General features: G+C 74.4%; 14 protein-coding genes. 8 read left to right on the top strand and 6 right to left on the bottom strand.

Annotated elements, in window-relative coordinates; genetic code table 11:
* Window positions 1-67 precede the first annotated feature (67 nt).
* The 3 genes from OG715_RS35605 to OG715_RS35595 all read left to right on the top strand — a co-directional run bounded on the left by OG715_RS35605 (window position 68) and on the right by OG715_RS35595 (window position 3,973).
* Entirely contained in the window at window positions 68-1,564 is a 1,497-nt protein-coding gene (locus OG715_RS35605; protein ID WP_266273156.1) for a carboxyl transferase domain-containing protein, read from the top strand.
* 491 nt (window positions 1,565-2,055) lie between these two features.
* Window positions 2,056-2,430: an aggregation-promoting factor C-terminal-like domain-containing protein gene (locus OG715_RS35600; RefSeq protein ID WP_266273157.1), complete on the top strand. Its 375-nt coding sequence runs from the start codon at window positions 2,056-2,058 to the stop codon at window positions 2,428-2,430.
* A gap of 322 nt (window positions 2,431-2,752) precedes the next feature.
* Window positions 2,753-3,973: an ROK family transcriptional regulator gene (locus OG715_RS35595; RefSeq protein WP_266273158.1), complete on the top strand. Its 1,221-nt coding sequence runs from the start codon at window positions 2,753-2,755 to the stop codon at window positions 3,971-3,973.
* A gap of 853 nt (window positions 3,974-4,826) precedes the next feature.
* Here OG715_RS35595 and OG715_RS35590 read toward each other — a convergent pair.
* Entirely contained in the window at window positions 4,827-5,291 is a 465-nt protein-coding gene (locus OG715_RS35590) for an HD domain-containing protein (protein ID WP_407661056.1), read from the bottom strand.
* Between the two features lie 185 nt (window positions 5,292-5,476).
* Between OG715_RS35590 and OG715_RS35585 the strand changes: the two genes are divergently transcribed.
* Window positions 5,477-6,403 carry an AEC family transporter gene (locus OG715_RS35585; protein ID WP_266273160.1) on the top strand — a complete coding sequence of 309 codons (927 nt, stop codon included), beginning with the start codon at window positions 5,477-5,479 and terminating at the stop codon, window positions 6,401-6,403.
* A gap of 9 nt (window positions 6,404-6,412) precedes the next feature.
* Here the strand turns inward: OG715_RS35585 and OG715_RS35580 are convergent, their stop codons facing one another.
* Window positions 6,413-6,868 (bottom strand): MarR family winged helix-turn-helix transcriptional regulator, encoded by a 456-nt coding sequence (locus OG715_RS35580; protein WP_266273161.1) that lies wholly within the window; start codon window positions 6,866-6,868, stop codon window positions 6,413-6,415.
* Window positions 6,869-7,319: 451 nt separating this feature from the next.
* Here OG715_RS35580 and OG715_RS35575 point away from each other — a divergent pair, with 451 nt between their 5' ends.
* Window positions 7,320-8,015: an alpha/beta fold hydrolase gene (locus OG715_RS35575; protein WP_266273163.1), complete on the top strand. Its 696-nt coding sequence runs from the start codon at window positions 7,320-7,322 to the stop codon at window positions 8,013-8,015.
* A 48-nt stretch (window positions 8,016-8,063) separates the two neighbouring features.
* On the opposite strand, the gene OG715_RS35570 is transcribed toward OG715_RS35575, so the two are convergent.
* Entirely contained in the window at window positions 8,064-8,327 is a 264-nt protein-coding gene (locus OG715_RS35570; RefSeq protein ID WP_266273164.1) for a dsRBD fold-containing protein, read from the bottom strand.
* A 377-nt stretch (window positions 8,328-8,704) separates the two neighbouring features.
* Here OG715_RS35570 and OG715_RS35565 point away from each other — a divergent pair, with 377 nt between their 5' ends.
* Genes OG715_RS35565 through OG715_RS35555 form a run of 3 tightly spaced genes read left to right on the top strand, consistent with a single transcriptional unit; the run spans window position 8,705 to window position 10,436 of the window.
* Window positions 8,705-9,718, top strand: coding sequence for a DMT family transporter (locus tag OG715_RS35565; RefSeq protein ID WP_266273165.1), 1,014 nt, complete (start codon window positions 8,705-8,707; stop codon window positions 9,716-9,718).
* Between the two features lie 53 nt (window positions 9,719-9,771).
* Window positions 9,772-9,999 (top strand): DUF6629 family protein, encoded by a 228-nt coding sequence (locus tag OG715_RS35560; RefSeq protein WP_323182209.1) that lies wholly within the window; start codon window positions 9,772-9,774, stop codon window positions 9,997-9,999.
* The gene (locus OG715_RS35555) at window positions 9,996-10,436 is read left to right on the top strand and encodes a DUF6629 family protein (protein ID WP_323182210.1); all 441 of its coding nucleotides are present in this window, start codon (window positions 9,996-9,998) and stop codon (window positions 10,434-10,436) included. Before OG715_RS35560 ends, OG715_RS35555 begins: the two co-directional genes overlap by 4 nt.
* A 138-nt stretch (window positions 10,437-10,574) precedes the next feature.
* Here OG715_RS35555 and OG715_RS35550 read toward each other — a convergent pair whose 3' ends face one another.
* From OG715_RS35550 to OG715_RS35540, 3 genes are all read right to left on the bottom strand, one after another.
* Window positions 10,575-11,843 (bottom strand): MFS transporter, encoded by a 1,269-nt coding sequence (locus tag OG715_RS35550; RefSeq protein ID WP_407661151.1) that lies wholly within the window; start codon window positions 11,841-11,843, stop codon window positions 10,575-10,577.
* A 131-nt stretch (window positions 11,844-11,974) separates the two neighbouring features.
* Window positions 11,975-12,604 (bottom strand): helix-turn-helix domain-containing protein, encoded by a 630-nt coding sequence (locus OG715_RS35545; protein ID WP_266273167.1) that lies wholly within the window; start codon window positions 12,602-12,604, stop codon window positions 11,975-11,977.
* A gap of 138 nt (window positions 12,605-12,742) precedes the next feature.
* Window positions 12,743-13,729 (bottom strand): histidine kinase, encoded by a 987-nt coding sequence (locus OG715_RS35540; protein ID WP_266273168.1) that lies wholly within the window; start codon window positions 13,727-13,729, stop codon window positions 12,743-12,745.
* Between the last annotated feature and the right edge of the window lie 245 nt (window positions 13,730-13,974).

Raw genomic sequence — 13,974 nt, 5'->3', positions numbered from 1 at the left:
CCCCGCCCCCTATGGTGATCTTCCTCGGCACGGACACGGACCGGACGATGGGGTGGAGCAGTTGAGCATGTCCCTCACGGCACATCAGCTGATCGGACTGCTGGTCGACCCCGGCTCCTTCGTGAGCTGGGACGATCCGGTGACCACCGAGCCGCGCGACCCCGAGTACCGGGCGAGCCTGACCCGCGCCCGGGAGCGGACCGGCATCGACGAAGCGGTCGTCACCGGCATCGGCCGGATCGGCGGGGGGCAAGCGGCCCTGATCGCCTCCGAGTTCGGCTTCCTCGGCGGGTCGATCGGTGTGGCCACGGCCGAGCGGATCACCCGGGCCGTCGAACAGGCCACCGCTGCCCGGCTCCCCCTGGTCGCCCTCCCCGTTTCCGGCGGCACCCGGATGCAGGAGGGGTCGGCGGCGTTCCTGTGCATGCTGCGGATCACCGCCGCCGTCCAGGCCCACCGGGCGGCCGGACTGCCCTACCTCACCTATCTGCGCAACCCCACCATGGGCGGGGTGTTCGCCTCCTGGGGCACCCTCGGCCACCTGGTCCTCGCCGAACCGGACGCCCGTCTGGGCTTCCTCGGCCCGCGCGTGTACGAGGAGCTGCGGGGCGTCCAGCTGCCGCCCGACGTGCAGCGCGCCGAGACCCTCGCCGAACGCGGCCTGGTGGACGCCGTGGTCGCGCCCGAGGAACTGCGCGAGGTGCTTCGCCGCTCCCTGGCCGTCCTCACGCGGCGCGCCCTGCCCTCCCCTTCCGCCGTTCCTCCGACTCCCGTCCCCCCGACCCCCGCCGACCGCCCCGACGCCTGGGAGGCCGTCCTCCGCACCCGCCACCCCGACCGCCCCGGCACCCGCGAACTGCTGCGCCGCACCACCGAGGAACTCGTCCTCCTCGACTCCCCGGGCGGCCGCGACGGAGCCCTGGTCCGGGCCCTCGCCGTCCTCGACGGCCAACCCGCCGTGGTCGTCGGCCAGCAGCGCCGGGCCGGTTCCCAGGAACGCCCCTTCACTGCCGCCGATCTGCGCTCCGTCCGCCGAACCGCCCGGTTCGCCGAACAGCTCGGCCTCCCCCTCGTCACCGTCGTCGACACGGCGGGCGCCGAACTCTCCGTCCAGGCGGAGCTGGACGGCGTGGCCGTGGAGATCGCCCACTGCCTCACCACCCTGCTCTCCCTGCGCACCCCCGTCCTCGCCGTCCTCCTCGGCCAGGGCTCCGGCGGCGGCGCACTCGCCCTGCTCCCCGCCGACCGCGTCCTCGCCGCCGGCAACGCCTGGCTCGCCCCGCTCCCCCCGGAGGGCGCCTCCGCGATCGTGCACCGCGACGGCTCCCACGCCCCCGAGCTCGCCCGCGCCCAGGGCATCGGCGCCCACGACCTCGCCGCCGTCGGCCTGGTCGACACCGTGATCCCCGAGCTTCCCGACGCCGCCGACGAGCCCGCCGCCTTCTGCGCCCGCCTCGGCCACGCCGTCTCCACCACCCTCGCCACCCTCGCGGCCACTCCCACGTCCGACCGCCTCGCCGCCCGCACCGCCCGCCACCGCCGCCTGGGCGACCTCGTCCTCTGAGGCCGGAGGCCGGGCTTCGAAGGCGGCGGCCTTCGAACCGTGGCCCTGTGGTGCCGGTCTCAGATCAACGGCGACGTGGCGTGCCGACGGCGCGGCCCTGGGTGACGGGGGCGGCATTCAAACGGTGAGTGCGCTCACAAGGAATCCGTCGGCACGACGGCCGGTAGTGCTCACGGCCGGTGCGGTGCGGACGCGGAATCGGCGCAGGTCAGAAGCGCCTGCGGGCGGCCTTCGAATCGACGGCGCGCGAGATCGCTACGACGCGGCGTCGTAGCGGAGGGGTCTTGGCGATGGCCGATCCCGTCTGCCAACAATGGCTCTCGTCGCCAGCCGTACCCGGTACCTGTCCCACCGGAGTGCGGCTCTTCACGAACTACTGCCGGTGCGCGCCCCGCGACCGTTAGGCCCCTGTCCGGCCACGGTCCGGGCGGGGCGAGCACCGGCCCAACCTGATTGAGGTCTTGTTCTTCATGCCCACTTTCAAGCTTCGTATGCGTACCTCCGCCGCTCTTCTCGCCGGTGCCGCCGGTCTGACCGCCATCGGCGCCGGTGTCGTGCCCGCCACCGCGTCCGCCGCGACCGCCTCCCCGCAGGCCATCGCCGCGCAGATCGTGCCGGCGAACCAGCTCTCCTCGTTCAACCAGATCATTTCCCACGAGTCCAGCTGGAACGTGACCGCGACCAACCCGAGCTCGGGTGCGTACGGCCTGGCGCAGGCGCTGCCGGGTTCCAAGATGGCCACCCACGGCTCCGACTGGAAGACCAGCGCCAACACCCAGATCCGCTGGGCGCTGGACTACATGAACAGCCGCTACGGCAGCCCGAACGCCGCCTGGACCTTCTGGCAGAACCACCACTGGTACTAAGCCGACCCGAGGAATCCTCCACGGCGACGGCATCCGGACCAACTGTCCCCCCTCACCCCGGGGTCGGACAGGGACCACCGGGGTGACCGAGGCCCGGCCGCGCGCGATCCGCGCGGCCGGGCCTTCGGCCGTTCCTGCTCCTCTCCTCCTTTCTGCCGTTGCCGCCGTTCTGCCGTTCTTCCGTTGCCGCCGATCTGCCGTTCCCACCGGTCGTGTGTCCGCCCACCGTGTCGTGCCCAGCCGATATATTCGGGCCGAGACGAAGTCCCGCCACCGTTCGGGCCGTGCCCGGCCCCGCCCCGCCCCGTTCGAGGAGCACCCGGTGCCCAAGCCCCCGCGCCCGGCGACCGCCACCACCCGGACCGTGGCGCAGGTCAACCAGACCGTGCTGCTGGAGGTACTGCGCCGCAACGGCTCGCTCTCCCGGCAACGGCTGGCGGCCGAGAGCGGACTGTCCACCGCGACCGTGCACCGCCTGGTCGAGGCGCTGCGCACGTCCGGGCTGGTGGTCGTGGAGCCCGAGCGCGCGCCGTCCAGCGGCGGCCGGCCGCCGCAGCTGATCCGCTACAACGCCGGGGCGCAGACCGTGCTGGCCGTGGCGCTGCGACCGCGCCGCGTCGTCGGCGTGGTCACGGACCTGCACGGCAGGGTGCTGCACGAGGCCGAGCGGCCGTGGGCGCCGGCACTGGGCCCCGACCGCACCCGCGAACCGTCCGCCGAGGAACTCACCGGACCACTGCTGGCCCTCGTGGACGGCCTGCACGGCTGGGCCGCGCGCCACGCGGGCACCCCACGCGCCCTGGTGGTCGGGGTGCCCGGGGCGGTCCGGGACCGCGGCACCGGACTGGTGGAGTTCGCGCCGGTACTGGACTGGCCCGGGCTGCGGCTGCGCGCCCCGCTCCAGGAGCGGCTGGGTGTGCCGGTGGCGGTCGAGAGCAATGTCGACCTGGTCGCGCTGGCCGTCCAGCACAGCGAGGCGGGCGCGGGCGTGAGCGACCTCGTCGCCGTGACGATCGGGATCGAGGTCGGCGCCGGGATCGTGCTCGGCGGCCGGCTGCACCGGGGGCGGCTGGGCTCGGCCGGCGCCCTCGGCCACCTGATGACCGACCCCCGGGCCCTGGAGCGTCCGGCCGGGCGCACCGGCGACACCCAGGCCCGGATCGGTGACCGGGCCGTCGACCTGCGGATCACCGAGGCCGGACTGGCCGTGGCCGGGACCTCGTCCGAGCGGGTCGCCGAACTGTTCCGGCTGGCCCGGGAGGGCGTGCCGGCGGCGGTGCGCCTGGTGGACGAGTTCACCGACGACCTGGCCCTGCTGGTGGCGCGGACCATCAGCGTCCTCGGTCCCGAACTCGTCGCCCTGGGCGGACGGCTGCTCCGGGAGAGCGGTGGCGGGATGGTGCCCGCGATCGAGTCCCGCCTCCAGGGCCGGGTGCCGGTGCTGCCGCAACTGGTGACGGTCCCGGCCACCGCCACCGAACTGGTCGGCGCGACCTCGGCCGCCGTCCGGCTCGCCGACGGGGCCACCTTCATCACGCGCTGAGCCGGGTCGGCGCGCTGCCCTGCCCTGCCTGGGGCCGTTCCCCCGAGTATTTCTTGGTGTGACAGAAACCGCCGGTGGCTGTTCACCCCAGGTGGACCGTGTTGGACTGCCTTGGACCGCGTTGGACCGCGGTCGGCACCCCGGGCGCTCGCGCACACCGGCCGGCAGACGACCGACGCGCTGGCCACCGCCCGAGCCCGCTACCGCCGGGCGTACTGCGCCCAGCCGCTCTGCGCACCGTCCCGGACGGCCTGCTCACCGGTCGGCTGCCCAGTGCCACCGGAGGCACTGAAGCCACTGCGGACGGGGCCGCCTCCGAGCCGGCTCCGGGCCGGGTGTTCGCCGAGGCCGGTTACGACTGCGGGTACACCGGCTCGTGGCAACTGCCCGAGCCCGAAGCGCCCGGCGGCCCCGGTGTCGCCGCGGGCGAGGTGAGCGAGCGGCTGGTCCCGGTCGGCGAGGACCTCCTGCCCACGCTCTGCGACCTCACCGGAGTCCCACTGCCGCCCGACCTCGCGGGCCCGACCGGCCCCGAAGGCCCGACCGACCGGACGGGGCCCGCCGGTGCGACTCCTTCGCCTTCGGCCGAGCGCAGAATGCTCGCACCGGAGCCGCAGGAGAAGGTGGTGGTGGAGACCCGCTGGGAGCAACTCTTCGACCTCGCGGCGGACGCCCGGAACGCGGCCCTGCTCGACCGCTTCCGCGTGCTGCTCGTCGATGCACCGCGCGGGGGAGGGGGACCCGTTCGGACGCTTCGTCCCCGTGGCCCCCGTGCGCGACGCCCCCGCGCCCGACGCCCCCGCGCCGAACGGCGGCCGACCCCGGCGCGGGCCGGACCGAGTGCGCAGCGGCGTCAGTCGGACTCCGCTGCCAGGCCCAACAGTTCACGGGTACGGCGGTACTTCGCGGCCAGCCGTTCGGCGGTCGCCGGGTCGAGGCTCGCCAACCGGGCCGGGTCGGAGTTGTGGGCGAGGTCGGCCCGCTTGACGACGAGGGCGCCCGGCGTGGCGAGGATGCGTGCGGTGTACTCCTCCAGCGGCTCGCCGGGGCGCTTGGTGAGCGCGTCCACGATGGCCTTGGTGGTGTCGCTCAGCGCGGCTTCGGCCAGCCACTCGCGGGTCAGCGCGTCGTCCTCGACGGCATCGTGCAGCCAGCCGGCCGCGACCTGTTCGGCGCTGCCGCCCCGCGCCGCCACCCCGTGGGCGACCGCCGCCAGGTGTTCGGCGTACGGGTGCCCGTTCTTGTCGGTCTGTCCCGCGTGCGCGTTCCGGGCGATCCGCTCGACCTCGGCCAGGCTCAGGTAGTCCACGCCACCCATCGTAGGCACCCGACCCGGCCGACCGCGCGGGGGCCTGCCCATCGACGGTGTGCGGGCGACTGATTGACTTCCGAGGTCCCACCACCGCGGGCGGCAGGATCCACGGCCGTCCGCCCGACCAGCATGCCGACGACCGCCCTGACGGCCGCACTGACGACCACTCCGACAACTGCGCCGAGGAAGCCATGCCCAGCCTGCACCCGCTGCTGTCCGGTTTCGCCCCGATCTGGGCCCTGACCGGTGTCGGTTACGTCCTCGGCCGCAGCAGACTGCTCGGCGACCAGGCCGAGCAGGTGCTGAACCGGTTCGTCTTCCACGCGGCCATGCCCGCCGCCCTGTTCCTGATGATCGCCCGTACACCGCTGGACCGGTTCGCCAACCCCTCCATGCTCGCGTTCACCGCGAGCACCGTGGTGGCGGGCGGGCTCGGACTGTTCGCCTCGTACCGGCTGTTCGGCCGAGCGCTGCCGGAGCGGACGCTCGGCGGGATGGCCGCCGGGTACGTCAACTCGGCCAACCTCGGCATCCCGGTGGCGGTGCAGGTCCTCGGCGACGCCTCCTTCGTCGGCCCGGTGGTGCTGTTCCAGATCCTGGTGGTCACCCCTGCGGTGCTGACCGTGCTGGACTCCGGCCGGGCGGGCCTGCGGGCGGCGCTCACCCTGCCGTTGCGCAATCCGATCCTGCTGGCGGTGGGTTTCGGCGTCCTGCTCTCGGCGACCGGCTGGCGGCCGCCGGCCGAGCTGAATCGTTCCTGCGAACTGCTGGGCGGTGCCGCGGTGCCGACCGCCCTCGTGGCGCTCGGCCTGTCGATCTGCCACCCGCCCGAGGTCTCCGGCACCTCCCGCTACCTGGAGGTCGGGACGGCGGTCGCGATCAAGAACATCGTCCAGCCGCTGACGGCCTGGGCGGTCGGCGCCCTCGTGCTCGACCTGCCGCCCCACCAACTGCTCACCGTGGTGCTGTTCTCGGCGCTGCCCACGGCGCAGAACGTGTTCACCTACGCCCGTGAGTACAACCACGGCGCCGTCTTCGCCCGGGACTCCGTGCTCGCCTCGACGCTCGTCTCGATGGCCACCCTGTCCCTGGTCGCCTGGGCGCTCGGCCCGGCGTAGCCGGTCCCCCTACTCCGCCCGGGCCGAGGCCACCACGCCGGTCATCGCCACCAGGAACCTTCGCGCCACGGCGAGTTCCGCCTCCCCGAAAGCGCCCATCGCGGCCATGAGATCGGCGACCAGACCGCCGAAGAAGGCCTCGCCGAGCTCGACCGCACGCTCCTCCACCAGCAACCGGACCTTGCGGCGGTCCTCCTCGTCACGCTCGCGCCGGATCAGCCCCGACCGCTCCAGCCGGTCGACCAGCCCCGTCGTCCCGGCCGAGTTCAACCCCAACGCCGCACCGAGCCGCCCCGGGGTCACCACAGCCCCGGACCGCCCGGCATCGAGCAGATGGACGAGCCCCCGCAGATCCGTCGGATGCAAGCCGTTCCGCGCGGCGAACTCGGCACCGAACAGGTCGAGTTCGGACGTCAGCCCGCGCAGCAGTCGGATCAGCTGCGTCGGCGTCTGCGACGGCTCCACCTCATCGCCCCTTCCCCGGAGTCCCTGAACACGCCCAGAACCCCACCCCTACCCCCACCTTCCCCCACCCACCCCGGCCAATACTCGCCACCACCCCGCCACTCGGCACAGCCGGTCCGACGCCGCTGCCCACCGGGTCCAACGCCGCGAGGAAGGGTCGACAGGAAAGGTCGACAGGAAGACCACCACCGCGTTCCGGGACCGGCCGCACAGGTTCCTCACCCGGACCGGGACTACCGCGGACAAGTCGCACACCCGCTCAAGGGCGGCCCGCCACGCGTGGGGAGAGGACTGCCGCCGTCGCACCCGTGCCTCTCTCCTGCCCCGCGCCCCGAGGTGTCCCGGCAGTCGCGTCCGTCAGGGCGCTCGCCGGGCCGGTGGCGGTGGCCTCCGCCGGGCAAGCGAGCGAGCATGGTCGGCGGAAACCGTCGAGGTCGACACGGAGGTGGCGATGAGGGTCGTGTTCGTGCACGGGGCATGCGTGCGGGACGGGTCGTGGTGGTGGCACCGAACCGCCGGACTGCTGCGGGAACGCGGGGTGCCGAGCGTGGCCCCGGAGCTGCCGAGCTGCGGCGAGGCCGGCCTGACCGCCGGTGCCGACGGCCCGGGGCTGCCCGAGGACGTGGCGGCGGTACGGCGGGTGCTGCAGGCCGACGACGGGCCGACCGTCGTGGTCGCCCACAGCTACGGCGGAATCGTCACCGCGGAGGCCGCCGCGGGGATCGGATCCGTGCGCCATCTGCTGCTGGTCTCCAGCTACCTTCCCGAGATCGGGCAGAGCCTGTCGGACTTCGGGGACGACGGCCCCGCCCCCTTCCTCGAGGTCGATCCCGCCACCGGCACCTTCGGCGTTCGGCCCGAGCTGCTCGTGGACACCTTCCTCCAGGACTGCGCCCCCGAGGACCAAGTGCGGGCAGCGCACCACCTCGCCCGGCAGAGCACGCACGTCATCACGCAGCCGGTCGGCGCGGCCGCCTGGCAGCAGGTGCCCTCGACCTACCTCGTCTGCGCCCAGGACCTCGGTACTCCGCCCCGGCTGCAACGCGACTTCGCCCGCCGGGCCGGCAACGTGGTCGAACTCGACGCCGGCCACCACCCGTTCCTGTCGCGGCCTGCCGCGGTCCGGGACCTGCTGCTGAGCCTGTGACAGCAGCCGTGTCCCGGCCGTTCGCCCGAACGGGTCAGTGGGCCCCGCTCAATAGATCAGGTACCCGGGGCGGTGCCCTTCGTCGTCGATCTCTCCGGTCGCCTGTGCCCGTAGCTTGCGCGAGAGTGCCTCCAGAGCCCGGGAGGCCGCGACCTCCTCGCCGATCCTGGCGAGCGGACGGTCCTCCCCGCTCTTGGTCGCCTCCCCGTGCGCCGTGAGACCCGGCGCCCTGGCGCCCGTCAGCCTCGCCTGGCATCCGGTGTGAACGCCGTCCTCCTCGAAGCTCAGCTCCACATCCCACTGGTTGTGCATGCCACACCTCCTGGCGCCGGCGCACGTCGCGCCCGCTCGGGCCGGCCCGGGCAGTGCTCCCGTGGCGGCCGCTCACACCAGCGTGCGCCCGTCGGCACAGGAGCGGCAAGCGGACCCGGGGCAGGCCCCGCAGGCGGCGGGGGCCGGAGGCGGCCCGGAAGCGGCGGGGGCGCCGGAGGCAGCCCGCAGGCGACGGGCCCGGCGCCACGCCCGGGCCGTTGCGAGGGTCTGCGCCCCACCCCGGCGGTAGGCTGGCCACAGCGCGCCAATGCTGCGGAAACCCTGCTCCGGAACACCTGAACCCGCCTGGGCGCACCCCGTCGAGGCCCCGGAGCCCGGCGGTGCGGCGCGGTCGGCAACCATCGGGCGGTCCATCCGTGGCGGTCTTCCTCCTGGCATTGAGTGCCGCCTGCTTCCTGGGCCTCGGCTTCGTCCTCCAGCAGCACGCGGCACAGCGGGCCCCTCGTGCCGACCTGCTGCGCTGGCGTCTGCTGCTGGACCTGCTACGGATGCCGGAATGGCTGCTCGGCACCGGATTCATGGTCATCGGGCTGATCCTCTCCGCGCTCGCCCTCAACCAGGGCGAGGTCTCGCTGGTCGAACCGCTGCTCGCGACCAACCTCATCTTCGCGATGGCGCTCGCCAGAGTGCTGACCCGCCAGACGCTCGGACGCTCCGGCTGGGCCGGGGTGGTGCTGCTGGCACTGGGCGTGACGGTGTTCATCGTGGCCGGCCGCCCCACCGGCGGAGGCCCGCCGGCGAGCGAACTGCGGCACTGGCTGGTGATCGGGACGGTGGTCGGGCTGACCCTGCTGCTGGTCTCGTTCGCCCGCCGACTGCCGCTGTTCGAGGAGGCGACCCTGCTCGCGCTCGCCGCCGGCCTGCTCTACGGGCTCCAGGACGCGCTCACCCGCACCACCACCCAGCGGCTCGACCATCAGGGACTGGACGCCGTCCTGCGCAGCTGGCAGCCGTACGCCGTGGTCGTGGCCGGTGTGGTCGGCCTGCTGCTGGTGCAGAGCGCGTTCGAGGCCGCACCGCTGCGAATGTCCCTCCCCGCGCTGACCGCCGCGCAGCCGATCTCCGGCATCGCCTGCGCGGTCGGCTTCCTCGGCGACCGCCTCCGGGTCACCCCGGGCGCACTGGCCTGGGAGGTGATCGGTCTGATCGCCATCGTGATCGGTGTCGTGGTGATCGGCCGCCACCCCGCCCTGCCGGGCAGCACCGGAAGCGGCGGCAGCGGTGGCACCGGCGGCAGCGGTGGCAGTCCGGAGCCGGTAGGTCCGGCCGAGCGCCCGCCCGAGGCCTCCACCGAAGACGCCCCCGATCCCGGCTCCAGCGCCGGCCCCAGCGCCGGCCCTGGCACCGGAGGCACCACCGGCACCGGCTGATCGCCGGCCCTCAGGACCGTTGACCGACCGACCCGCCGACCACCGGAGACCTCATGTGCTGGAGCGCCCAGGCGGACCTCGTCGTCGGCAGCGCCGTGACCGCCGTCGGCGTGCTCTGCCTCGTGCGCGCCCACCGCGCCGGCCGACCCGAACGCCTGCCGCTCGCCGCTCTCCCGCTCGTCCTCGGGGTGCACCAGCTGATCGAGGCCGCGGTCTGGTTCGGCACCGACGGCGACCTGCCGGCCGCACCGGCCGGCTGGGCCGCACCGCCTGGGCGGTGATCGCCCTGCCCCTGCTCCCGCTCCTGGTCCCGATCGGCGTCCGCTGCGCCGCCCGGGTCGACCGCCCTCGGCGGAGGCTGCTGACCGGACTGGTGGTACTCGGCCTCCTCGTCGCCGTGCCCTTGGCCCACACCGTCGCCACCCATCCGGTCGACGCCACCGCTTATGCCCACACGCTCGCCTACAGCCTCGGCGCCCCGTACCCCGCCCTCCTTCTCGCCGGCTATCTCCTCGCCACCGTGGGCTCGCTCCTCCTCAGCGGCGACCGCCGCCTGCGCCGTCTCGGCCTGCTGACCGGAATCGGCGCTCTGGTCTGTGCCCTCCTCTGGCAACTCGCCTTCGTCTCCACCTGGTGCGCCCTCGCCGCCCTCGCCTCCGTCCTTCTCCTCCGCTGGACGGCCTCACCACCTCCCGCCCCTCGCCCCCGGAACTCGTAGCCCGTGCGCCCGTGACCGGGGAGCGTCCCGTCGTCCGGTCGTCCTGCGGGGGGCATCCGGCTGGCCGGGTGGCCGGGGGCTGCCCGGCCGTGAGGCCGTGAGGCCGTGAGGCCGTCAGGCCGTCAGGCCGTCAGGCCGTCAGGCCGTCAGGCCGTCAGGCCGTGAGGCACGGCCCCGCTTGCGGTCCATCTCCCGCCACTCGGGCCGCAGGCCTGACAGGGCGGTGGTGGCGATGTACAGACCGCCGCACGCGAGCAGCACCGGTATGAGCCCGACCATGGACACGGCCGCGCCGGCGAGCAGGCCGCCCAACGGGATCCCCGCCCACGAGAGCGAGTCGCCCAGCGCGTTGACCCGGCCCAGCAGGTGGCGGGGCACCCGCTCGAACTGGACGGCACCGAGGACCGGGTTGAGGAAGCCACCGCCGAAGCCGCTGACCACGAAGACCGCGACCACCAGTCCCATCGGCACGTCCATGGCGAGGACGAGGAAGCGTGGGGCACCGGCGAGCAGGAAGCCGACGAAGAACACCGTCCGGCGCGGCAGCCGGTGGGCGACCACCGCCGCGATCAGGCTGCCGACGACCGCCGCGATCCCCCAGGCACTCCCGGTCAGACCGATCGCGGCCGGGCCGCCGCCCGTCTCCCGGGCCCAGACGGGCACCAGCACCGTGAGAAACGCCGCGTCCAGGAGGTTGGTCACCGCGACCGTCACGATGACGGTCAGCAGCAGTGGCTCGCCCCGCAGGAAGGCGAATCCCTCCCGGAACATGCGCCAGTAGCCGACCGGCCGGTCCCCGTCGACGGCTGCGGCGCCGCCTCCCGTCGGCGCGGTCGTCGACCCGGAGGCCTCCGGCGCAGCGGCCGCGCGGCCCATCCCCCGGGGGAGCGCGACGGCGATCACCAGCGAACCGAGTGCGAAGGCGACCGCGTTGACCGTCAGACCGGCCATCGGGCCGAGCAGGGCGATCAGCCCGCCGCCGACCGCCGGACCGATCGTGGTGGCCAGCCGCTCCGTCACCCCGGACAGACCGGTGGCGCGCTCCATCGGGATCCGGCCCCGGTCGGCCGCCTCGGCGACCATGACCTCCTTGGCCAAGTCCCCCGGGCCTCGGGCGGCACCGATCATGGCGACCATGACCAGCAGGAGCCAGAACGGCAGCAGGCCGAACGCGTGCAGCAGAGGGACCAGGCCCGCCGCGACGGCGCTCACCGCGTCCGTCGTCCAGGAGACGACGCGCGGACCGAGCCGGTCGATCACCGGGCCGGTGAAGACCTTGACGAGCACATACGGCGCCAGCTCGACGAACGCGACGACTCCCGTCATCGTGGCGCTGCCGGTCGTGGCCAGCACGAACCACGGCAGGGCGATCGCCGAGACCCGGGTTCCGGTGAGCGAGACGGCCATCGCCGTCAGCACTCCGACGAGTGGCCGGAAGCTGCGCGGCCCGGCGGCCGGGCCCTCGGTGGCCGGGCCGTCGACGGTCGCGGTCGTCGACCCGGGCGACGGCACCCGGGGCGGAATCGTGGCGTCCGAGGTCATGTCCGGTCCTCCGACGTGTCGTCGTCGATGCTCTGCGGCTCGGGAAGCACCTGGACGACCACGGCCACCCGGTCCGTTCCCTCGGGGACGGGACCTCCCGGGTCGATGCGGCGGTAACGGGCGACCACCGCCGACATTTCCCGGGCCAGATCCCGGGCCTCCTCCGGGGTCAGCTGGAGCACCATGTCGCTGAAGTCCATCGCCTGCCGCCACTCCGGCGTCATCGTCTCGTAGGCATTGAGCGCCGTCTGTGCCGTGAGGGTGTGGGCCGCGACGATCGACCGCAGATAGCCGAGCGCGGCCTCCGGGTCCTCCTCCGCCAGGCTGCTGTCCGTCCACCACGTCACCTGGTGGACCGACTTCCACCAGCGATCCCGGGCGTTGCCGCGCTCGGTGTCCTCGGCGACGAAGCCGGACGCCGCGAGCTGGCGGAGGTGGTAGCTGGTCGCTCCCGAGTTCAGCCCCAACTGCTCGGCCAGCTTGGTGGCGGTGGACGGGCCGTTCTTCCGGAGCAGCCCGATCAGCTGCACCCGCACCGGGTGGGCCAGGGCCCGCAGGCCCTTGGCATCGATCACTACATCGGTCTGCGGCTCCGGACTGTGCGGCCACCGGCGGTCATCGGTCATGGCAGTACTGTAGAACCGCAAAGGGTTCTTCGCAAAGGGTTTTTGCGAAGAACCCTTTGCGGTTTCGAGCAGGGGCCGCGCACCACCGCAGGACCGGAGGTCGCCGGCCGCGACCGGGGACGGGGGCCGGGCCGGGCCTCAGTCCCGCGCGACAGCCAGCACCAGGACCAGGGTGAGTCCGCCCCCGGCCGTCTGCTCCACCCTCAGCCTGCCCCCGGCCGCGCGCACCAGCGCCGATATCGACGGCCCGACCGGCTCCGGCCCGCCCGTCCCCCGCCGGGGGGCGGTCGCCTCCCCCGCACCGCCCACGGCCCAACCGCTCCCGCCGCCACTGCCCGGACCGCCGATTCCGCCGCCCGGCGCCCAGCCGGCACCCGGGATGCCCGGCTCGCCGTACATCCCGGCGAGCAGCCACCGACGGGCGTCCGGCGGCTCCGACGCCCCCCGGTCCACCACCCTCAGCTCGACCCGGGCGGGATCGGCCGTCCACGCCTCGGACCCGCCGAACGCTCCCCCGGTGAACGCCCCCTTGCCGAGGGAGCCCTTCCCGGCAGCCCTGCGGCCGAACACCCCTCCCGGCCCGACGCCGCCCCGAGCACCCAGCAGACCGTCCGGCCCCGGCAGCGGATCGGCCCGGACCAGCACCCTGGCCCCCGTCGGACTGCGGCGGATCGCGTGATCGACCAGCCCGGCCAGGGCCGCCTCCAGCCGCGGGGCGTCCGCGATCACGACCGGCAGCCCCACCGGGAGCCGCACCACCACCGAGGCTCCCCGGCCACCGCCCCGCAGCACCCGTCCGACCACCTCGGCCACCTGCACGTGCCTCGCGTCCGGCACACAGCCGCCGGCCCGGTCGATCCAGCGCAACCGCTCCAACTCGGGCCGCGACAACAGCTGCGGCCCGGCCATGCCGCCGACCGCGGACCGCCCCGGACTCCCGGCACCCACCGTCCCGATCGGCGCGGCGATCATCGCCCCTGGCCGGTCCGGCTCCGGTCGGCCGCCCCCACCCACGCCCTTGAGCAACCGCGCGCCCGCCAGCGCCCCGGACCGCCCGAGCGGGCCGAGCCCGCCCAGCACCCGGGCACCCGACGCGACGTAGCCCCAGAGCTTCCCGCCAGCCATCGTCCTGCCCCTCGTCCCTCTCGGACCCGGACCGCCACGCCGTGGCGGACCGGTGCGGGCCGCTTCCCCGGCCCTGCGCCAAGCCTGCGCCCCCGCCGCCCGGGTGACAATCCGGCCCCGGTGCCACACCAGCCGCTGCTACCCCGCCGACCAGCGGGGCCACCCTCCGGCAACCGGCGGGAGCACCACACCGGCGCGCGCCGGTCCGGACGCGCCCCCGTCTCGGCCCGCCGAACCCTTCCGCG

This window comes from Kitasatospora purpeofusca (assembly GCF_036010405.1).
GTDB lineage: Bacteria > Actinomycetota > Actinomycetes > Streptomycetales > Streptomycetaceae > Kitasatospora > Kitasatospora purpeofusca.
Note: the sequence above shows the minus strand (reverse complement) of the source record. Positions and strands in the feature narration are given on the sequence as shown.